Annotated in this window: 22 protein-coding genes and 1 tRNA gene; 20 read left to right on the forward strand and 3 right to left on the reverse strand. The window is 40.9% G+C overall.

The window, feature by feature from the left end:
* Window positions 1–484: 484 nt before the first annotated feature.
* The 9 genes from RP262_RS02660 to RP262_RS02700 all read left to right on the forward strand — a co-directional run bounded on the left by RP262_RS02660 (window position 485) and on the right by RP262_RS02700 (window position 7,867).
* A complete protein-coding gene (locus RP262_RS02660; protein WP_311154206.1) occupies window positions 485–1,993 on the forward strand; it encodes a PIN-like domain-containing protein in 1,509 nt (502 codons plus the stop codon).
* Between the two features lie 309 nt (window positions 1,994–2,302).
* On the forward strand, window positions 2,303–2,689 hold the full coding sequence (locus RP262_RS02665; protein WP_311154207.1) for a hypothetical protein: 387 nt from the start codon (window positions 2,303–2,305) through the stop codon (window positions 2,687–2,689).
* Window positions 2,690–2,853: 164 nt separating this feature from the next.
* Complete coding sequence (locus RP262_RS02670) at window positions 2,854–3,174, forward strand: hypothetical protein (RefSeq protein WP_311154208.1); 321 nt, start codon at window positions 2,854–2,856, stop codon at window positions 3,172–3,174.
* 63 nt (window positions 3,175–3,237) lie between these two features.
* Window positions 3,238–3,447 (forward strand): hypothetical protein, encoded by a 210-nt coding sequence (locus RP262_RS02675; RefSeq protein ID WP_311154209.1) that lies wholly within the window; start codon window positions 3,238–3,240, stop codon window positions 3,445–3,447.
* On the forward strand, window positions 3,440–4,837 hold the full coding sequence (locus tag RP262_RS02680) for an FtsK/SpoIIIE domain-containing protein (RefSeq protein WP_311154210.1): 1,398 nt from the start codon (window positions 3,440–3,442) through the stop codon (window positions 4,835–4,837). The genes RP262_RS02675 and RP262_RS02680 overlap by 8 nt, the downstream gene beginning before the upstream one ends.
* A gap of 265 nt (window positions 4,838–5,102) precedes the next feature.
* The gene (locus RP262_RS02685; protein ID WP_311154211.1) at window positions 5,103–5,522 is read left to right on the forward strand and encodes a hypothetical protein; all 420 of its coding nucleotides are present in this window, start codon (window positions 5,103–5,105) and stop codon (window positions 5,520–5,522) included.
* Between the two features lie 4 nt (window positions 5,523–5,526).
* Window positions 5,527–6,537, forward strand: coding sequence for a replication initiation factor domain-containing protein (locus RP262_RS02690; RefSeq protein ID WP_311154212.1), 1,011 nt, complete (start codon window positions 5,527–5,529; stop codon window positions 6,535–6,537).
* A gap of 15 nt (window positions 6,538–6,552) precedes the next feature.
* Window positions 6,553–6,738 carry a DUF3173 domain-containing protein gene (locus RP262_RS02695; protein ID WP_311154213.1) on the forward strand — a complete coding sequence of 62 codons (186 nt, stop codon included), beginning with the start codon at window positions 6,553–6,555 and terminating at the stop codon, window positions 6,736–6,738.
* A 1-nt stretch (window position 6,739) separates the two neighbouring features.
* A complete protein-coding gene (locus tag RP262_RS02700) occupies window positions 6,740–7,867 on the forward strand; it encodes a site-specific integrase (RefSeq protein WP_311154214.1) in 1,128 nt (375 codons plus the stop codon).
* Window positions 7,868–7,948: 81 nt separating this feature from the next.
* On the opposite strand, the gene RP262_RS02705 is transcribed toward RP262_RS02700, so the two are convergent.
* A tRNA-Lys gene (locus tag RP262_RS02705) sits at window positions 7,949–8,021 on the reverse strand.
* Window positions 8,022–8,286: 265 nt separating this feature from the next.
* Window positions 8,287–9,555, reverse strand: coding sequence for a replication-associated recombination protein A (locus tag RP262_RS02710; RefSeq protein ID WP_311154215.1), 1,269 nt, complete (start codon window positions 9,553–9,555; stop codon window positions 8,287–8,289).
* Window positions 9,556–9,642: 87 nt separating this feature from the next.
* Between RP262_RS02710 and RP262_RS02715 the strand changes: the two genes are divergently transcribed.
* From RP262_RS02715 to RP262_RS02735, 5 genes are all read left to right on the forward strand, one after another.
* Complete coding sequence (locus RP262_RS02715; protein WP_311154216.1) at window positions 9,643–10,113, forward strand: DUF3013 family protein; 471 nt, start codon at window positions 9,643–9,645, stop codon at window positions 10,111–10,113.
* Window positions 10,114–10,122: 9 nt separating this feature from the next.
* The gene (locus tag RP262_RS02720) at window positions 10,123–10,575 is read left to right on the forward strand and encodes an NUDIX hydrolase (protein ID WP_311154217.1); all 453 of its coding nucleotides are present in this window, start codon (window positions 10,123–10,125) and stop codon (window positions 10,573–10,575) included.
* Entirely contained in the window at window positions 10,572–11,042 is a 471-nt protein-coding gene (locus RP262_RS02725; protein WP_311154218.1) for a GNAT family N-acetyltransferase, read from the forward strand. Before RP262_RS02720 ends, RP262_RS02725 begins: the two co-directional genes overlap by 4 nt.
* 143 nt (window positions 11,043–11,185) lie before the next feature.
* Window positions 11,186–12,139, forward strand: a complete 954-nt coding sequence (gene prmA, locus RP262_RS02730) for a 50S ribosomal protein L11 methyltransferase (protein WP_311154257.1) — start codon at window positions 11,186–11,188, stop codon at window positions 12,137–12,139.
* Window positions 12,140–12,892: a 16S rRNA (uracil(1498)-N(3))-methyltransferase gene (locus RP262_RS02735; RefSeq protein WP_311154219.1), complete on the forward strand. Its 753-nt coding sequence runs from the start codon at window positions 12,140–12,142 to the stop codon at window positions 12,890–12,892. It abuts the gene before it with no gap.
* A gap of 43 nt (window positions 12,893–12,935) precedes the next feature.
* Here RP262_RS02735 and RP262_RS02740 read toward each other — a convergent pair whose 3' ends face one another.
* Window positions 12,936–15,347: a bifunctional 2',3'-cyclic-nucleotide 2'-phosphodiesterase/3'-nucleotidase gene (locus RP262_RS02740; RefSeq protein WP_311154220.1), complete on the reverse strand. Its 2,412-nt coding sequence runs from the start codon at window positions 15,345–15,347 to the stop codon at window positions 12,936–12,938.
* A gap of 251 nt (window positions 15,348–15,598) precedes the next feature.
* On the opposite strand from RP262_RS02740, the gene RP262_RS02745 reads away from it, so the two are divergent.
* The 6 genes from RP262_RS02745 to dtd all read left to right on the forward strand — a co-directional run bounded on the left by RP262_RS02745 (window position 15,599) and on the right by dtd (window position 20,538).
* Window positions 15,599–16,258 carry a hypothetical protein gene (locus RP262_RS02745; RefSeq protein ID WP_311154221.1) on the forward strand — a complete coding sequence of 220 codons (660 nt, stop codon included), beginning with the start codon at window positions 15,599–15,601 and terminating at the stop codon, window positions 16,256–16,258.
* Between the two features lie 249 nt (window positions 16,259–16,507).
* Window positions 16,508–16,642 (forward strand): hypothetical protein, encoded by a 135-nt coding sequence (locus tag RP262_RS02750; protein ID WP_311154222.1) that lies wholly within the window; start codon window positions 16,508–16,510, stop codon window positions 16,640–16,642.
* Between the two features lie 66 nt (window positions 16,643–16,708).
* Entirely contained in the window at window positions 16,709–17,101 is a 393-nt protein-coding gene (locus RP262_RS02755) for a DUF1310 family protein (RefSeq protein ID WP_311154223.1), read from the forward strand.
* Between the two features lie 45 nt (window positions 17,102–17,146).
* Window positions 17,147–17,539 carry a DUF1310 family protein gene (locus tag RP262_RS02760; protein ID WP_311154224.1) on the forward strand — a complete coding sequence of 131 codons (393 nt, stop codon included), beginning with the start codon at window positions 17,147–17,149 and terminating at the stop codon, window positions 17,537–17,539.
* A gap of 267 nt (window positions 17,540–17,806) precedes the next feature.
* Window positions 17,807–20,026, forward strand: a complete 2,220-nt coding sequence (locus RP262_RS02765; RefSeq protein ID WP_311154225.1) for a bifunctional (p)ppGpp synthetase/guanosine-3',5'-bis(diphosphate) 3'-pyrophosphohydrolase — start codon at window positions 17,807–17,809, stop codon at window positions 20,024–20,026.
* Window positions 20,027–20,094: 68 nt separating this feature from the next.
* Complete coding sequence (gene dtd, locus RP262_RS02770) at window positions 20,095–20,538, forward strand: D-aminoacyl-tRNA deacylase (protein WP_002910787.1); 444 nt, start codon at window positions 20,095–20,097, stop codon at window positions 20,536–20,538.
* The last annotated feature ends 53 nt before the right edge of the window (window positions 20,539–20,591 follow it).

A 20,591-nucleotide genomic window follows, 5' to 3' on the forward strand; every position in this document is an offset into this window, starting at 1 on the left:
CAACTAAGATGTTTCCTAGAACAAATTAGTTGCTCAAAACTACGGGGAAAGCCGCTTGGATATGCAAGCGTGAGGCATATCAAAACTTGATATATAATCTTTCTTAATTCCTAAATCAAAAAAATTATAAGACATCCTTAGGAATATGCTCGGTGTGTGACCATCTTTATCAGGTTTTCGTCAAACATATTTTGCTTCAGCCTTCTCTCGTAGTTTTTTCTATGCGATGCCCCCTCCTTTTTGTGCCTAAAAGAAGGGGATTTTTTGTTGAAAATCTACTTTGAATTTAAGGAGATGATTGAGTTGAAAAAAGCGGGATTAAATATATATTATAATGTGCTGTTGAGTACTAATATAAGGTATAATAAAGTAAAGGAATAATCAAAATAATTGCAGCGAGAACACTACTTATAATGATAAATTTTAGTTACACTACTTTTATTGGAATGTATTCAAAAATCATTTAGAAGTTTAAGAGGGATGAATGATGAGTAAAAATCTTTTAACAAATATACTAAACGATAAAATTGATGAGGATGATATAATATATATTTTAGATACAAATTTTTTAATAAATTCTTTAAAGTCTCCAAATTATTCAAAAAACTATATTAATGCTTTAAAAAAGAATATCAATAATATATTTTTACCCTTTATTGTATGGATAGAATTTTTACATAATTTCCAAAGAGTTATTTTTCAGACAGAAGGATTTTTAAAGCAAACAAAAGCAATGCTAACGGAATTAGATGATAACCGTAGTATACGTCTTGAGGATAAAGATATTGAAGATAAGATAGATAGTATTTTTAAGAAAAAAATTTTAAAAAGTGACAATAGTCTAGGTAAAGAGTTATTACAAGATGAAAAAGATAAAATATTATCTAAATTAAAGCAAAATAAACACTTTGTTAATAGTTTAAAATCGGTAAATAAGATATTAGATGAAAATATTGATGAATGGAAAAAAACACAACTTGAAAATTTCAAGTTTTTTGACAATTACATACCTCAAATAAAAGAACATTTGCGAATAATAAATAATATGATAGAGAGCAATCAAATTATAGTTGGAGACGAATATAGTGAGGAAAAACTAAAAAAATATACTGAAAAAATAGAAATAAGAATAAAAGAAAAACAATTCCCTGGAATATCCGAGGAAGATTTGTCAAAGGGGAATAGAATTTGGAACGGGAAAATAATTCCAGCTAAATATGGAGATATATTTTTATGGTTGGAAACATTAGACTACGCAAAAGAATCAGATAAAAGTAATTTCGTTATTGTAAGTGATGATGAGAAGAAGGGAGATTGGATAGATAAAACTCTTAATAATTCATTTTATCCTCAAATGATATTAGAATTTATTAATTATACTGGAAAAGCAACTATTAGACATCTATCAAATTCTGATTTTGTTTCAAAATTTGACAGTGGGGAAGTATCGAGAGAAGATATAACACGCGACTTACTAGATTCAGAAAGTGATAATAAGATATTTAGCAAAATAGATGATTTTTCTAGTTTTATAGCTAATATAGAAGATATAAAAAAGTATAATTTGAATCCTGAAATAATAAATGATATATATTCAAAATATAATAATAGTTATCTAGAAATTGAAGAAAAAGTAACAGTTTTACTAAGAAAAATATTAGTCGATGACTATGATGTATTTACAAATCTAAAACCAAATTTTGATTATGTAATGGATATTCTTGCTGTTAGTAAAAATCCAAATCGAAAAGATATTATATTTGAAATTAGCATTTTTAAGTACATTGACAAGTCAAAACTTGATAATAAGTTACAAATCTTAAATAATTATGCTGAAAAGTATTATAGAGATACTGGAAAAGTTGCAACTAAATGTCTAATAGTAGTTTCGAATGATATTGATGAAGAATTTAAATATAATTTTAAAAAATCAGTTAATGAAGATAATATTAAGATTATGTTTTTGAATAACTCAATTTTTGAAGTGTTTTAACCAAAAGAGGATTCCAGACTAAGGAATCCTCTTTTGGTTTTTTTAGATGCCCCCTGCAGCTATAATCTGAGTTTTCATTTACTGCAAAGTGTTGATATAAAAGTATTTTAAGGACGTTTAAAGTTTTATAAAACTTATAGTATTTTATAAAACGCAACAAATTCGCAACAGATTTAGTACTTTCAAATATATTAGAATGTATAGCATAATGGGCTGCAAAAAAATTTGTATTTGGCTTGCGTTATTATCATTATTGTGCTATACTTAAATCAATAACGGGATAAATAAACCACGTAAAAGGAGGCTAATGTGGAAAAAGAGAATATAAGAATGCGATTATCGTCTGAATCTAAAATAATTTTAGATAAACTCCAAAAAGATATTTACAGTAAGTTAGGATACGAGGTCAGCTATTCAAGCTTAGTTAGTCAAGCTGTTCGACAATTCGTTCCTAAAAAAGATAGTATTGATTGGATACAATTGAAAGAAACAAGCTTGAAGTTTTCTTCAACAGAGCAGAGCGATTGGGACTATCAGACATCATTCATGTTAGAGGAAGACGTGCTAACCTTGCTTTCTGAACTGCAAAATTACTTCTTAGAAGTCTTTCAAGCTAAGCGTATTCATCGGGCTTTCTGCGTAAGACTGTGTCTTAAAGCTCAATTTCTATCAATATCAAGTAATAATGATTTATAGTATTATTAACATTAAAGCGAGGTGTGAATACCTCGCTAAAACAAAATGTTTTACGGGATAAATAAACCACCTAAGAGGGAAAAAAATGAGAGTACGAGCTTCGCCAATACTTATTAAGAATATTGACTTTAACTGCAACAATAAGATAGAGAAATGGAGAAAACATGAAAACTTTTAAAGAAATTTTTGACAAAGAAAATATGGAAATGCCGACTAGCAATGGGATTAAGCGTGTACAAAGCTTTAATTCGGACGAATCCGTAAGCTTTATTTTAGACGATGAATCTAGAGAGTTCCTCAAGGAAGAGTTGTCAGATATTGATGTAATCTATGAACCGACTTTGAAGAAGTTCGCAGAAAATATTCTTATTCTTAATCGACAGAAACATCGTGTTTCTGATAGAACTCGACTTTCTTTGATGAATGAACCTGTTTATCAAGGGTATAGAAATAATTCGTTTTACACGTCTGTAAGTGAATCTTAAAACTGTAAGGGAGAATTTTTCTCCCCTACATTCATTATTAAAAAGAAATGGAGAACATAAAAAATGAGAAATTACTTTTGGCAAACGAGTACATTTGTGCTACTTTCTATTATTTCAGTCTTAGCTGGCTTCACAGCTGATGGCATCAATTTCCAAGCATACACTCCGATGTTGTCCGCCAAAGCGGCAGTATTATTGTCAGTAGTTGTAGTGGCTGTTCAGTTGCCTGCACTGATTATGCTATTCATTGACAAAGAGCGTTCAAATGAGTAAGCGAGGGCTTTATATGAATGTGCTAAATCACTTTTCCTTCTTGTGGAATAAGCAAAAGGTAAGAACTCTTAAGCCAAGACTATATCTCCCCTTTAGATATAGTAAAATGGTTTCTATTTATTTCTATGCTATTTTTGGAATACTTACGATTAGTATTATAGCTAATTTTCAAACAAACTTCGCCAATGTGTTTGTTGCGACTATCTTTTTAGGAATTACTATAGTTGTCTTTAGATTTTGGAGGAAGAGGCAAAAAAAGTATTTTAATGGTATCGAATACGCTTTAAACTATATGGTGGTCTCTAATGGCTTCTTTGAAAGTAAAGTAGTCAACGGTAAAGAAAAAATCATGAACCATATTAGCCTTCAGTATCAAGAGAATACAGAAGATATTCGAGTTGCTTGTATGAAATACGGGAGTAAGTATGATTCTAAAGCGAATCAACTCGGCTCTCTTCTCTCTAGTTCTGTATCTTTAGAGTTAGAAGAGATGATTGAATACACTAATTCCGTGATGTATATTTTCCCTAAATCTGCTGAAAAGAGATTAACTTGGGAAGATACCCTTCAAACTGCAAAATTGACAATTTCCGAGAAAGTAGGATGGCAATTCGGTTCCCCGCCTCACGTCCTTTTGGCAGGTTCGACGAAGTCGGGAAAAACGGTGATGATAGAAAACCTTGTGGCTCAATACTTGCATTTAGGGTCTGAAATTAGGTTACTAGACCCCAAAAAGGGAGAACTCTCTTGGGTTGTTGGTAAAAAGTTAGAGGATAGGTTAGGCTATAAAGTAGTTTATAATTCTCCCTTTCAAATTGCTGGTGCTTTAAGAGAGGCTGTTGAGGAAATGAATAGACGCTTTCAGGTTATGGCAGATAACCCAGATACCTATATTGCTAAAGGGAAAGTTTTATCTTGGGCTGATGTCAAGGGGAACTATCCTCTTGCTATTGTGCTTGATGAGGGGATTGCTTTTAAAACAGAGGCAGAAACGACTAAAGAAGGGAAACAAGCCTATCAAGAGGCAATGTCGAACCTTGGAAGTCTATTAGTAAAATCTCGCCAAGCCTCTATCGAAGTTATAGTAGGTCTGCAGAGAGCCTCAAGTGACTTCATTCCGACGTATATGAGACAAAACTTTGGCACAGCACTCTTATTAGGTTCGACTACTGCTGATTCAGATTCGTGTCGCATGATGTTTTCAAGTCAAGATATTGATTACAAGACTTGTGATATTGGAACAGGGTATGTTCAAATTGACAGAGTTATTGCTACTCCTAAATATGTTGAAACTCCATTCAAGTCTGATGAACTAGATTTTGAGAAATATTTTGATAAGGCTTGCGATTTTTATTGGAGTATGAGAAACAATGATGGTCTTTCTCCCTAGCTAAATAGGGACGATTGCCCAGGGGGCAGAATCGAGCGGAGCGTTCCTCTTTTCGCTAGGGAGAAAGAGCCCACCGACTGCTTTAGCAGGAGGTCAGAGAATTCCCCCAGTACTAATAGGGGGCGCACACATACGTGAAATGTACTCTAAACCCTTGGTACGTAAGGGGTTACGGCTTGTTAGTTGCACTAAATGGCCGCAAACCCTTGGGAGAGTAAGGCTGAGAGGTATTTTCATGTAGGATACGGATTTAAAGGAGAAAAATATGGTTTACAATATGACAGATGTAAATATTAAAATTGGGTTACTTGACCTTGAAATGTCACAATTTGATATTCCTAAGAAAGTAGTGATTTTGTCAGTTAGGGTGAACAACAAATACAAAGAAGTCAACGGCGAAAATGTGAAGACTGATGAAGTAAGTAAAATTACTTGTACTGTTCTAGACGCTGACAAAGTGAAAGTTCTAACTGAAATGGGAATTTCTACTGATGATTTAAAAGCTATAAACTTAGAGATTGTTGGAAATTTAGATAAAATCTCTAAACTTGCTCAGAATGAGTCTTTGTTGAACGTTCCTGTTGAATTGATTCAACCTAAAGTTCGATTGGCTTGGAACATGGCAAGAAGCAACTGGGCAGGCGTTAAGTTGGTATGTGAGGATATTAAACTTTTAGGAGCATAGTCCTATGAATACAGTCAGAATTGATTACTTTGCAGTGACTGTGAAAAATATTCCTCCAGAAAGAGTTTTGACTGAAATTCTTTTAATTCCTTTAGAAGCTTTCACGTTAAATAACTGGGGAATCAATAAGTATCAGCGACATTATTCCTGCTCAGAAATTAATGTTTACTTTAACGAAGATAGGCTTTCAATGGGAGTATTTATCGAATTAAAGGGACAGAGTTGTCGCCAATATGAAGAATTTTTAGACGGTAATGAAAATAATTGGATTGCTTTGATATGTCGTTTATATCAGTACACTGTGAATTTTACTCGAATAGATATTGCCCATGATATATTTGATGGTAGCTTAGATGTTCAGAGGATATATGACTACTGTAAAAAAGGGTTATGTATATCAAAGGCAAAACATTTTGAGTATCATGAAAAATCTATCTTGGAAAATGGAGAGCGAGTTGGAGAAACCGTTGCTATAGGTTCAAGAGGCAATCAGCAATGGTGTATATATAATAAACGTATGGAACAACTTGGCAAGCAAGAGGTTGTAGAATCTCCGTCTTGGATTCGTGCAGAACTGAGATGTTGGCAGGAAAAAGCCAATATTATTGCGGAGCAGTTGTTTCTAAAGCGTCCTTTATCATCTATCTATTTTGAGGCTATCAACGGTCATTATCGTTTTATCCGTCCTAATGAGGTAGATAGCAACCGTTGGAGAAGAAAAAAGGTCAAGTGGTGGATAGATTATCTAAAAACCGAAAATCAGACAGTTTTGAGCGTTGTAAGGACTAAACCCACACTGCGGCAATCGGAGGTTTGGACGGAGAAACAAGTAGCTAAAACGTTGGCAAAAGTGTATATAGCAAAGTATCAAGCCTATGATGTCGAGGAAGCTGAATCCTATATTCAAGGACTACTAAAAGAAGGTTTATCAAAACTGACTGATAATGACGAAAAAGACATAGAGCAATATATTAGAGAGCAGAATAGTTCTGATTCTTGGGGAATTGTAAAGTAGAAAGGAAGTGTCAGTATGTCTGAAAATACAGTTTCAAATAAAGATTTGATAGCTATGGGGTATAGACCATCGACAGCTAACGCCATTATTCATCAAGCTAGAGAAATACTAGTTGCTCGTGGCTATAAATTCTATTCTCGAAAACGATTAATGGTAGTTCCTAAATCAGTCGTAGCTGAACTGCTGGGAATGGAGCTATAAAATGGCTTATATTGGATATAGCCAACGTGGAAAGAAAAGATTATGGGCTTATACAATCAGGGAAGGGAATCGAAGTTTACAATATAAAAGTGGCTTCAAAACGAAGCGAGAGGCAAAGATAGATGCTGAAAAGGTGTTACACAAGCTGAATACGGGCAGTGTATTGAGGGCGAATATGACACTACCAGAACTCTATCAAGAGTGGTTGGTTCTGAAAATTTTACCGAGTGGCAAGAGTGATGTTACTAAAGCCAAATATATCATGAGGAAAAATATCATTGTTAGACTATTTGGAGATACACCTGTTTCAAAAATTAAGCCAAGTGAATATCAGAAAGTGATGAACGACTATGGTAAAAGGGTTTCTAGAAATTTTTTAGGACGTCTTAATTCAAGTATTCGTGCAAGTATTCAGATGGCTATCGCTGATAAAGTTGTTATTGAAGATTTTACTGCTTATGTAGAGCTGTTTTCAACAAAAAGTGGACAGGCAGTAGATGAAAAGTATCTGCATACAGAATATGACTATCAAAAAGTACTAACCTTTTTACGAGAAAAATTTGATTATGAGACATCTATTGTTCCTTATATCATTTATTTCTTGTTTAAAACGGGCATGAGATTTGCGGAGTTGATTGCCTTGACTTGGGATGATATTGATGAAATAAATGGACAGATGAAAACATATCGTAGATATAACACATCAATACATAAGTTTACTCCTCCTAAAAATAAAACTTCAGTAAGAGTAGTGCCTATCACTCCAGATATGCTTGGTTTGTTAAATAGTTTGAAAAAACTACAGACTCAAGCAAATAAGTCATTAAATATTGTAAATAAAGATAACCTAATTTTTCAACATTATGGATATATTCATGCTGTGCCAGATATAGCGACAGTAAACAAAGCTATCAAAGTTATGCTGATAGAGCTTGAGGTTTTTCCAATCATTACCACTAAAGGGGCTCGTCATACTTATGGCAGTTATTTATGGCATAAAGGAGTTGACCTTGGAGTTATTGCTAAAATTCTTGGACACAAGGATATATCCATGTTAGTAGAGGTTTATGGTCACACGTTGGAGGAAAAAATTAATCAAGAATTTGAAGAGATAAAAAGTTTACTGTGAAATCGCAACAAATTTCGCAACAAATTTACTTAAGACAAGCAAAAAAGCCTTGATTATCAAGGCTTTTTTAATCTATTTCTATGCCCCCTGCAGGGATCGAACCTGCGACCCACGGATTAAGAGTCCGCTGCTCTGCCAGCTGAGCTAAGGAGGCAATAGAAAAAGCTGTATTGGTGCCGGACCTTCACGATTTGTATTGAACCCGCGCAATTAAGCAGGTGGGCAACTCGCTCTAACTGAAGCTGCTTCCGCGTGACACGGCTTGCATGCTGTTAGAAGTCTTTTGTTTCCCTAATAATACAAAAAATAGTCGGTCAACACTTAAGTGTGAAGTCGTACACCACAGCGTTTCTATAATTATGATACCATAAATTTTGAAAAATTCAAGAGAAAAATGTAATTTTTTGCAAACGATGTCATCATTTTTTTAAGTCGTCAATCTTATCCTTGGTCATCCCAAGGGCTCGCTCGTATTTGCCATTCTCGTTAGGGGTGAAATAATTGGCATCTTTAATCTTGTCAGGCAGATAGTCCTGCTTGACCCAATTGCCAGGATAGGAGTGAGGGTAGAGATAGTCCTGTGCGTTGCCCAGTTCTTTGCTTCCTGCATAGTGGCCGTCTCGTAAGTGGCGGGGAATGGGGAGGTTTCCATTCTTTCTTAGGTCAGCCAAGGCCTTGTCCATGGCTAGATAGGCTGAGTTGGACTTGGGCGATAGAGCCAGATCGATAACAATATTGGCAATAAGGATACGGGCTTCAGGAAAACCAATCCGCTGAGCTGCCTCCAGAGCTGTAACGGTATGAACTTGAGCGTCTGGATTTGCTAGTCCAATATCTTCGTAAGCGATGACGGTCAAGCGTCGAGCTAGGCTAGGCAGGTCTCCTGCCTCAATGAGACGAGCTGCGTAGTGGAGGCTGGCATTGACATCGGAGCCACGGATGGACTTCTGCAGGGCAGAGAGGACATCGTAATGGCCATCCCCGTCCTTATCCATGGTGATATAGCTCTTTTGCAGGCTGTTTTCCATGACATGGAGCGTGATGTGGCGGATACCCTTGCCATCTTCTGGGGTAGAGAGTACGGCTAGATCCAGTGAATTATAGGCGGAGCGCAGGTCTCCGTTGGTAGAGATGGCAATGAATTCCAGAGCCTCATCATCTAGCTCTACTGGAAAATCAAATCCTCGTTCCTTATCCGTCAAGGCTAGCTGAATGGCCGTCCGGATGTCGTCGTTGCTGAGGGGCTCAAGCTCAAATATCTGAACCCGGCTTCGAATAGCAGGGGTGACGGAAAAGAAAGGATTTTCTGTCGTCGCTCCAATCATGATGACCAGACCGCTTTCTAAGAGCGGCAGCAGAAAGTCTTGCTTGGTCTTGTCCAAACGGTGAATTTCATCTAGCAGGAGCACCAGACCGCCGGAAAATTTAGCCTCTTCAGCAATCTCCTGCAGGCGCTTCTTGCTATCTACGGTGGCGTTAAAGGTCCGAAAAGCATATTTAGTTGTGCCGGCAATAGCTGAGGCGATAGAGGTCTTGCCGATGCCGGGTGGTCCGTAGAGAATCATCGAGGACAGGCGGTTGGCTTCAACCATGCGACGGATGATTTTCCCGGGTCCGACCAGATGCTGTTGGCCGATGATCTGATCAATGCCGGTCGGCCGCATGCGCAGGGCTAGGTTTTCTGGCATAAGATTTCCTTTCTGCAAGTGTTTTTCTTGGCTTTTTGTGTTACTATTGTAGATAGTAATATTTTATCACAATGAAAAGAGGAAATCATGGCTAAGTACGGTTTTTTGGAGATATTGGACGAGGAAATGGAGAAGAGCTTTCCTTTTGACTACGAGATAAACTGGGACAAGAAGAATCACGCAGTGGAAGTGGCCTTTCTCCTTGAGGTGCAAAATCCAGGCGGGATTGAGACGGTTGATGCTGAGGGCAATGCCTCGGCTGAGGATATTTACTTTGAGGAAGCCGTGCTTTTCTATAATCCAACCAAGTCTCGTTTTGAGGCCGAGAACTATCTGGCTACCCTGCCCTACGAGCCTAAGAAGGGGCTGTCACGGGAGTTTCTGGCTTATTTCGTAGATTTCCTAACTCAAACGGCTGAGTCTGGCCTTGATGCGCTCATGGACTTCTTAGCAGATCCAGAGGCAGCAGAGTTTGAGATGGCTTGGAATTCTGAGGCTTTTGAAAATGGCAGAGCTGAGTTGACTGAGACAGAATGTTATTCATATCCGAGGTATTAGGAGGCGCTTATGGAAAATGCAGAAGAATTAGATTTGCTGCACAAACGGATGGAATTTTCTGGCTGTAAGATTGCCTTGATTTGTGATGACAAGCTACTGACTATCTTGCGAGATGATATTTCAACCATCCCTTGGCCCAATATGTGGGAGTTGCCGGGCGGTGGCCGAGAGAGTGAGGAGACGCCTTTTGAATGCGTCCAACGAGAGGTTTTTGAAGAGCTTGGTTTGAAGCTTGAAGAAGGTGCTATTGTCTGGGTTAAGGAATATCAAGGGATGCTTGATCCAGACAAAACCTCTATTTTTATGGTGGGAACTATCAATCAGGAAGATTTTGCCAGTATAGTCTTTGGCGATGAGGGACAGGCTTATCAGATGGTGGATGTGAGCCAGTTCTTATCAGATAAAAAGGTTATTCCGCAGTTGCAGGACAGGTTGAGCGATTATTTGGAGGTGCGAGCATGATTCATATTGAACGGGCGGGAGCTGAGGATTTAGAGCCCATTATTGCCATTCAGCGAGCGAGTTTTAAGGCCGTTTATGAAAAATATCAGGATCAATACGACCCCTATCTGGAGGAGCGAGAGCGGATTCGCTGGAAGCTGGTTGAGCGGCCCAATAGTTTTTATTATTTTGTCAAAGACGCCGAGAAGATTCTTGGCTTTATTCGCTTGAATACAAATGACGAACAGACAGCAGGCTGGATTGGAACAGTAGCGATTTTGCCAGAGTACCAGAATAAAGGATATGGTTCTGAGGGGCTTGGTCTGATAGAGGAGAAATTCTCCACCGTTATGCAATGGGATTTGTGCACGGTTTTTCAAGATAAAGGCATGGTAGCTTTTTATGAGAAAAACGGCTATCATCAGACCCATACTGAGCCCGAAAAAGAGGGCATGGATATGGTTTACATGACAAAGACAATGAAATAAACAAAGAAAGGATTGTTCAGTTAAATTTCCAAACTGAACACGCCCTAAAAACTGTGGCAAAAAGATAAAGTTCTCTTAGACGCAAACGTCGTCAGAGAATTTCCTATTTTGGCTTTGTGTTTTACGGGCTTGGTATTTTAATGATGGACACTTGGCAGGAATTAACGATTGAAGTGAAGCGTGAGGCGGAGGAAGCAGCCTCGAATATTCTGATTGAGCTGGGCAGTCAGGGTGTGGCTATTGATGACAGCGCAGATTATCTGGGGCAGGTTGACCAGTATGGTGAGCTTTTTCCAGAAGTTGAGCAGAGCAATCGGGTCCGGATTACTGGCTACTACCCGGATTCGGTGGATATAGAGGCCATTGCAGCCCGGGCCAATAAGCGACTGGCTGAGCTGGATGGCTTCGGCTTGGAGACGGGAGATATTGAGCTGACTCGGCAGGAACTGGCTGAGGAAGACTGGGCGGACAACTGGAAGAAGTACTTTGAGCCAGCTCGTATTACCCATGACTTGACTATTGTGCCGTCCTGGACGGAGTATGAAGCGACAGCTGGTGAGAAGATTATCAAACTGGATCCTGGTATGGCCTTTGGTACAGGCACTCATCCGACGACCAAGATGAGCCTCTTTGCTCTGGAGCAGGTCTTGCGGGGCGGAGAAACGGTGCTGGATGTAGGTACAGGAAGTGGTGTCCTCTCCATTGCCAGCTCTCTCTTGGGCGCTAAGGACATCTACGCTTATGATTTAGACGAGGTGGCAGTGCGCGTGGCTCAGGAAAATATTGAGCTCAATCCAGGTATGGAGAACATTCATGTGGCACCAGGTGATCTTCTCCGAGGGGTAGAAATCGAGGCGGATGTCATCGTTGCCAATATCTTGGCCGATATTCTCATCCATCTGACAGAAGATGCTTATCGTCTAGTCAAGGATGAGGGTTATCTGATTATGAGTGGGATCATTTCTGAGAAGTGGGAAATGGTGCGCGAGTCAGCAGAAGCGGCAGGATTTTTCCTGGAAACGCATATGATTCAGGGCGAATGGAATGCCTGTGTCTTTAAGAAAACGCAGGACATTTCAGGTGTGATAGGTGGTTAGATGCAACACTATTTTATAAAAGGAATTCCTCAGTCTCCTCTGGTGGTCACGGATAAGGACACGGCTAAACATATGTTTTCAGTCATGCGGCTCAAAGAGGGCGATCAAGTTACACTGGTCTTTGATGATGGCATAAAACGGCTGGCTCGGGTATTGGATCCTAGCCAGCAGAGCTTGGAAATCTTGGAGGAGCTGGCAGACAATACCGAGCTGCCGGTTCAAGTGACCATTGCTTCAGGCTTTCCCAAGGGTGATAAATTAGAGTTTATCACTCAAAAGGCAACGGAGCTAGGAGCCAGTGCTATCTGGTCCTTTCCAGCGGACTGGTCGGTGGCCAAATGGGATTGCAAAAAGCTGGCTAAAAAGAGTGAAAAGCTAGAGAAAATTGCTCAGGGAGCAGCAGAGCAGAGCAAGCGTAATCTGATACCGGAGGTTCGGCTCTTTGATAAAAAGGCAGACTTTCTGGCAGCCTTGGCAGACTTTGACCGCATCATCGTGGCCTATGAAGAATCGGCCAAAGAAGGAGAAACTGCAGCTCTAGTCCGGGCTCTGTTGGGCTTGGCAGCCGGCGCAAAAGTCCTCTTTATCTTCGGACCGGAGGGCGGTCTCTCGTCAGAGGAAATAGCAGCCTTTGGCCAAGCAGGGGCTGTCTCCGCTGGTCTAGGTCCACGTATCCTGCGAGCTGAAACCGCTCCGCTTTATGCCTTGACTGCAGTCAGTGTTTTGTTGGAATTGAGCAAGGACAGTCTTTAAAAAGTAAAATCAGCAGCCATTTTGGCTGCTGATTTTTTAATCATTATTGTCTTTCACGTTTTTTAAAGGCGAAGATTCCTGCAAGTCCGGTCATGACAAGTCCCAAGACTCCAAGTGAGGACGCCTTTTCTCCGGTTACTGGGAGGCTTTCTGCTCCTGCCTGTCTGTGGGACGCTTGCTTGTTCGTGCTAGGGTCAACAGCAGTCAAGACAGGGAAATCTACTCTGCTGTGCTGCAGGTTAGCTGCTTCAACAGCGATAGTAGGAGAGCTTGGTTGCTCAATAGGAACCGGTTCAGTTTTCGGTGCGACGTAGACGAATTTGTATTCGCCGAATCCTTCTTGGGCAGATGCCGCTAGATAGACGATGTCTCCGTCAGTACCAATCAAGTTCTTGGCCTTATCAGCTGTCAGGAAGCGCAGGTCCAGTCCCTTGATGGTATCAGCGAAATGCCAGTTCTGATCTGCACTTGGATTGATATTTTTGACAGCCAAGATATAGTTGATGATAGCTTGGCGGTTTTCCAGATTGAGCAGACGGTTAAGGCTGGCTTCTCGAACACCAGGGAAGTTACCGTTAGACCGGTAGTTGTTGGTCACGACGATAAATTCCTGATTGGGGTCAATCTCCTTGCCTTGGTATTTCAGATTACGGACCCGGCTGGCATTTGGGTTTGCTAGTTTGCCTTCGCGGTCGTATTTGTTAGGCTGGGTGATGTCAAACTCATAGGTCACACCGTCGATAACATCAAAGTTATAAGTCCGGTAGTCAGTATTGACCAGATTTTGCGGTTGGCTATTGTTAGGGTCAATGGTATTGAACTGGCCAGCTGACATTTCCAACCATTCTTTGAGCTGGGCACCGTTGACCTTGAGGATAGCAGTGACATTGTCATAGAGATAGAGGTCTGCTACGTTCTTGATGGCAATAGGACCAGCTGGGATGTCTGTGTAGGCCGTTGCATCCCCGCGAGTTCCTGCCTTGAAAGGCGCTGCTGCAGACAGAATAGGAAGGTTGGCTTCAGGCGTGCCAGCCAGCTCTTGCTTAGCATACCAAAGCTGAGCATTATTGACGATCTGAACGGATGGATCGTCCTTGACCAGAGCGAAGTAGCTGGTAATCGGTGCAGAGGTGGTCCCGACTTGCTGGCGGACGTAGTTGATAGTACCTTCGTGAGACTCTTTGGCTATGTCAATGACGCGCTGATCTGCCACATTAGACTTGGTATCTACCTTGCGGATGGAGCCTTTGCTGTCAGTGACTTTCCATTTGCCGTCGGTATAGTTGAGCTTGAGGTCAATGACGCCCAGATGGTCGCCATATTTTCCAGCCATGGTTACTGGAGTACCATTGATTTTACCGTTGACCCCATCTACACCAGGATATTTTTCGTAGAATCCAGTTCCATTACCGCTTGGAAATTCTGCGTGAGAGTGGCCCGTTACAACAGCATCCACACCTGGCAGACTAGCGATTTGATAACCTTCATTTTCCTCGCCTTTTTCATACTTGTCGTCCCCGATACCGGAGTGAGAAAGCACCAAGGTGATATCTGCACCAGCCTTACGCATCTCAGGAATAATATCTCGAATAGCCTCAACAGAATCGCGAACAACCACTTTTCCTTCTAGATTTGCCTTATCCCAGTTGAGGATCTGTGGCGGTACAATCCCTGTCACACCAATCTTGACGGTCGTCAAGCGGCCCTGAGTATCTGTAAAGGTCTTTTCGATGATTTTGTAAGGCTGATAAATGAATTTACCAGTCGCTGGATCCAGCACATTGGCATTGACAAGAGGCATGCCTGCTGTCTCAATCACACGGTTCAGATAGTCTAGACCGTAGTTGAACTCATGGTTTCCTAGCGTGCCAGCTTCAAAGCCCAGTGCTTGTAAGGCAGCGTACATAGGGTGCTGCTCGCCCTTCTCCACAGGATCCACGATGGCCTTATAGGTTCCAAGCGGCGTTCCTTGGATAGTATCGCCATTATCTACCAAGAGGACATTTGGATTTTCTTTCTTTGCTTTCTCGATCAGCACGGCTGTTTTAGCCAGTCCCAAGGTCTCAACCGGCTTGTCCTGATAGTAGTCGTAGTTGACTAAGTTGGTATGGAGGTCGGTCGTTGCCAAGATACGCACATCAACAGTCTGTCCCTCCACGGGCTTAGTATCCTCAGTAGCCGCGACATTGCGAGCCATAGCCATCAGAGCATCAATATTTCCACCAGCATTTTCTGGGGAAATAGCAGAGCTAGGCTCCGTGCTCTCTGGTGTCTCAGCAGCTTCAGTAGGACTTGCAGCAGTCGTTGGTTTTGCTTCCGCCGCGCTGCTTTCTACTGGGGCAGGATTAGCAGTGACTGGTGCAGTATTCTCATCAGCTTGAACAGCATTTACAGCTGCCGCAAGAGCCGCTGCGCTCAAAAGTACAACCGTTTTTTGAAGGGATGATTTAGACATAATATCTCCTTTGTTAAAATAAATTTCAGACTTATATTATACTATATTAAAACGCTATCATCAAGAAGGAATTTCCAGTTTAGAGCTTTCATGCTGTCTAATATTGGTTTGAAAATACTGAATGAAGATATCAGTGGATAAGTGAATGATTGGATGAAGGTAGAATAAAATAGAGTTTTAAAAAATTATGGTACACTATACAGTGACTGAAATAAGTTACTTTGTTAAGCATAATAATCAAGGAGAATGTTATGAAAAAGCGGATTTTTCTCAAAATATTACTTTTAGGGGGAGTGATGATAGGATTAATAGGATGTGGAGAAAAGAGGAGCAGCCGAGATTGGATTGAGAATAAGGTAGCTGAAGTGGGTCGCGTCTATCCCACTGAAAATCTATTTGATTTGTTTAAGCAATTTCCGGATGGGTTTAAAGTAGGGCAAGTGTATATCAAACGTGGGACTTATCTTATCGAAATGTCTTTACAAGGGGATAGTAGCAATCACACAATTTCTGGAGTGCTAACCAAGACACGGGCTTCTGATGATATTACTGAAAAGCCAGAAGAAACAATAAGAGTTGATTATATAGACAGCAACTTTATCTTTTCTGATGAGGGGAAAGCGAAAGAATTATGGCCTTTTGATGGATTCTTATTTCAAAAGTTAACAATTAATCAGTCTTTTCTATCTTCTTTATCTATGAAATCCAAAAGTTATAACGGCAACAACGGGGCGTTTGATATTGATTATTCGATTCAAAATCAAACTATCAATCAGTATTTTCACAAAAATGAAAGAGAACAGGCAACTTTAGGATTTGGAAGCTCAAACCGAAACGACGATTATTACTATTATTCAGTAACTGTCAACTACGACAATGTTTATTCATTTAGAGAAACCGTGTCAAATTAAAAGGAGATAAAAAATTTGTTAACAGTGACATTCCTACGTTAGACGCTTCAAATTTAGCATGTTATCTATTTTGATAAAATCATTGTTAGGAACAACTGTCTCACTGTCTTGTATCCGCTTTCGTATTTTGGTATAATAGTAATGAACTCACTTGGGTAAGTCGGAAAGGAAAATAAAAACGGAAAAAATCAGACTACCTAAGCTGGGAAGCGTATCTGCATTTTGCCTGATAAGGAGAGGAGGTTCGCCATGACTGTGTCTGCCTTATTTGAGTTGTTTGTCGGCCTTTTAGGTGTGGCATCTACTTGCTACCTTGTCTACGCTTATTGTCAATTTATCAAGGAAGAAGTTCATCACTTTCTTCATCACAACCCGCCCGTTTAAGGCGGGTTTTTGCTTTTGGGAAAATATATTATATAATGAAACTGACAAAGATTGAGGAATGTTTATATGTTTAAGAGAAGAAATAGGATTATGGGGCTTATTGGCCTAAGTGTATTGATATTGCTGGGAGGGGGTCTCTACCTAGCTCATAAAAATCAAGAATTTCAAAATGAAATGACAAGAATTGTCCACAGTGAGGAAGTTAGAAAAATGATTGTAGAAGCATTAAAAGAAGAAGATCCGAATGCTTTAACGGATAAAGGGAAAATTCGTTCTTATAAAATTGATGATAGCTCCATTAAACATAATCCAATGGGAGGCATTATGTTTCATGTTATAATTAATGACGATTCGGATGCTGTATTTAAATTTGGTATAAGGAAATATAGTCAAGATGGTAGAATGAGTTTAGTTGGCGGCACTCTTACGGAAAAACTTCAACAGTTACTAGAGGAGTGACAGCCAAATAGCCATAAGAAGATTTCTTTTTTTAGAGGTGAATACATGAAGAAAAAACATAAAATTATCTTATCGATTATCAGCTTGTTTGTGGCTGCTTGCATAGGAGTTGGCCTCTACCTAGCTCATAAAAATCATGAATTTCAGGATGAAATGTTCAGGATTGTCCATAGTGAGGAAGTGAGAGAGTTGATTGAAGAAGATTTAAGGAGAAAGGACCCGAATGCTTTAACGGAGAATGGGAAGATTCGCTCTTATAAAATAGATGACAAGACCATCCGTCATAATCCTATGGGCGGAATCATATTTCATATTATGATTAACAAAAACCGAGATATTATAGGGAAGTTTGGCATTCAAAAATATGGGGAAGACGAACCAATTAGTACAGTGGGAATGTCAAAATCAAAGAAATTTCAAGATTTGCTTAAGGAGTGATTTCGATGTTTTACAATGATGAAGAAAAGAATAAAATTGCTTGGCAAGAATATACTAGTTATAAAATCGGTGACAAGTCAAAGAAAGTGCCCAGCAAAAGAGAAGTGGCATTCAGGAATTGCAGGATAATAAGTAAGGCTTTGTTTTTACCAGCCTCACACCGGATAACTCCCGCCCGTTTAAGGCGGGTTTTTATATGAACTGTCTTCTAGGTTTTCATATCGGGTTAAAAGTGATAAAATAGTAGGCAGGAATTGGAGAGACGAGATGCCAAAAGAAGTGAATTTGACGGGCGATCAGGTATTGGCCCTTACGAGAAAATATCTGGCTGCGGAGGATGTGGCCTTTATACAGAAAGCTTTGATCTATGCGATTGATTGTCACAGTGGGCAGTTTCGCAGGTCAGGTGAGCCTTATATCGTGCATCCTATTCAGGTGGCAGGGATTTTGGCCACACTCAAGCTAGATGCGGTAACGGTTGCCTGCGGTTTTCTGCATGATGTGGTCGAGGATACTCGTGCGACGCTGGATGATTTGGAAAGAGAGTTTGGGACGGATGTGCGCGTGATTGTGGATGGGGTTACCAAGCTGGGTAAGGTCAAGTACAAATCCCATGAAGAGCAGCTGGCGGAAAACCACCGTAAGATGCTGATGGCCATGTCGGAGGATATCCGGGTTATTTTGGTCAAGCTGGCAGACCGTCTCCACAATATGCGGACGCTCAAGCACTTGCGCAAGGATAAGCAGGAGCGGATTTCTCGAGAGACAATGGAAATCTACGCACCCTTGGCTCACCGCCTGGGGATTTCCAGTGTCAAGTGGGAGCTGGAAGATTTGTCCTTCCGTTATCTCAATGAAGTGGAATTTTACAAAATTTCCCACATGATGAAGGAGAAGCGGCGGGAGCGTGAAGCTCTGGTAGAAGAGGTGGTTCAGAAGATTGAGACCTATGCTGGCGAGCGCAATCTGTACGGTAAGATTTATGGCCGGCCCAAGCATATCTACTCAATCTATCGCAAGATGCAGGACAAGAAGAAGCGTTTTGATGAGATTTATGATCTGATTGCTATTCGCTGTATCTTGGATACTCAAAGTGATGTTTATGCCATGCTGGGCTATATTCATGAGCTTTGGCGTCCTATGCCAGGGCGGTTCAAGGATTATATTGCCAACCGCAAGGCCAATGGCTACCAGTCTATCCATACGACCGTTTATGGACCCAAAGGTCCGATTGAGTTTCAGATTCGGACCAAGGAAATGCATGAGGTCGCTGAGTATGGGGTTGCGGCTCACTGGGCTTATAAAAAAGGTGTTAAAGGACAGGTAGACAGCAAAGAATCAGCCATCGGGATGAACTGGATCAAGGAGCTGATGGAGCTGCAGGACCAGTCTAACAATGCCAAGGACTTCGTTGACTCGGTCAAGGAGAGCTATCTGGCTGAGGAAATCTACGTCTTCACACCGGATGGAGCAGTTCGTTCTCTGCCTAAGGACTCGGGTCCCATTGACTTTGCCTATGAGATCCACACTAAGGTCGGTGAGAAAGCCACGGGAGCCAAGGTAAATGGCCGCATGGTTCCTCTGACAACCAAGCTCAGGACAGGTGATCAGGTGGAAATCATCACCAATGCTAACTCCTTCGGACCGAGCCGCGACTGGCTCAATATTGTCAAGACCAGCAAGGCCAGAAATAAAATCCGTCAGTTCTTTAAAAATCAAGACAAGGAGTTGTCTATCTCCAAAGGGCGGGAGCTCTTGCAGGCTCAATTTCAGGAGCATGGCTATGTAGCCAATAAGTACATGGACAAGAAGCACATGGAAGAAGTGCTGCAGAAGACCAGTTATAAGACTGAAGAGGCGCTTTTTGCGGCGATTGGCTTCGGTGAGATTGGTGCCATTAGTATTTTCAACCGCCTGACAGAAAAAGAGCGCCGTGAGGAAGAACGGGCCAAGGCTAGAGCAGAAGCGGAGGAATTGGTTAAGGGTGGGGAAGTCAAGGTTGAAAACAAAAAAGACACCCTCAAGGTCAAGCATGAAGGTGGTGTTGTTATTCAGGGGGCGTCTGGCCTCCTCATCCGGATTGCCAAGTGCTGTAATCCCGTGCCGGGTGATGATATTGTCGGCTATATTACCAAAGGACGCGGTGTAGCCATTCATCGGCAGGACTGCATGAATCTCAAGGCTCAGGAAAATTACGAGCAGCGGCTGATTGATGTGGAATGGGAAGACAATAACACAACCAAAGAGTACACGGCTCACATTGATATTTACGGTCTCAACCGCTCTGGCCTCCTCAACGATGTGTTGCAGGTTCTGTCCAATACCACCAAAAATATTTCAACAGTCAATGCTCAGCCAACCAAGGATATGAAATTTGCTAATATCCACGTTTCTTTTGGCATTGCTAATCTGTCCATGCTGACGACGGTGGTGGATAAGATCAAGAGCGTGCCGGAGGTCTACTCGGTCAAGCGGACCAATGGTTGATCCATTTCGGAAATCATTATCTAGCTGTAAGTTACCCTTGGTGACTTGCTTAAATCAAAGGAAAAAATATGAAAATAGTGATTCAGCGCGTGAAACGTGCTCAGGTCAGCATTGACCAACAGCTGCGCAGCAGTATTGGACAAGGTCTTCTGCTCTTAGTCGGTGTAGGCCCTGACGATAGTCAGGAGGATATGGATTATGCAGTCAGGAAAATTGTCAATATGCGGATTTTTTCCGATGCTGAGGGCAAGATGAACCTGTCTATCAAGGACATTGACGGAGAGATTTTATCGATTTCTCAATTCACTCTGCATGCAGATACCAAAAAGGGTAATCGGCCAGCCTTTGTCAAGGCTGCTCCGCCAGAGATGGCTAGCAATTTTTATGATGCCTTCAATCTTGCCTTGCAGCAAGAGGTGCCGACTCGGACGGGGATTTTTGGAGCAGACATGCAGGTAGAACTAGTTAATGATGGTCCAGTGACCATTATTCTCGATACGAAAAATCGCTGATAAGAAGCATGAAAAGGAGTTTGAACACTAATGTTCAAACTCCTAATTTTTTT

Source organism: uncultured Streptococcus sp. (assembly GCF_963456385.1).
GTDB lineage: Bacteria > Bacillota > Bacilli > Lactobacillales > Streptococcaceae > Streptococcus.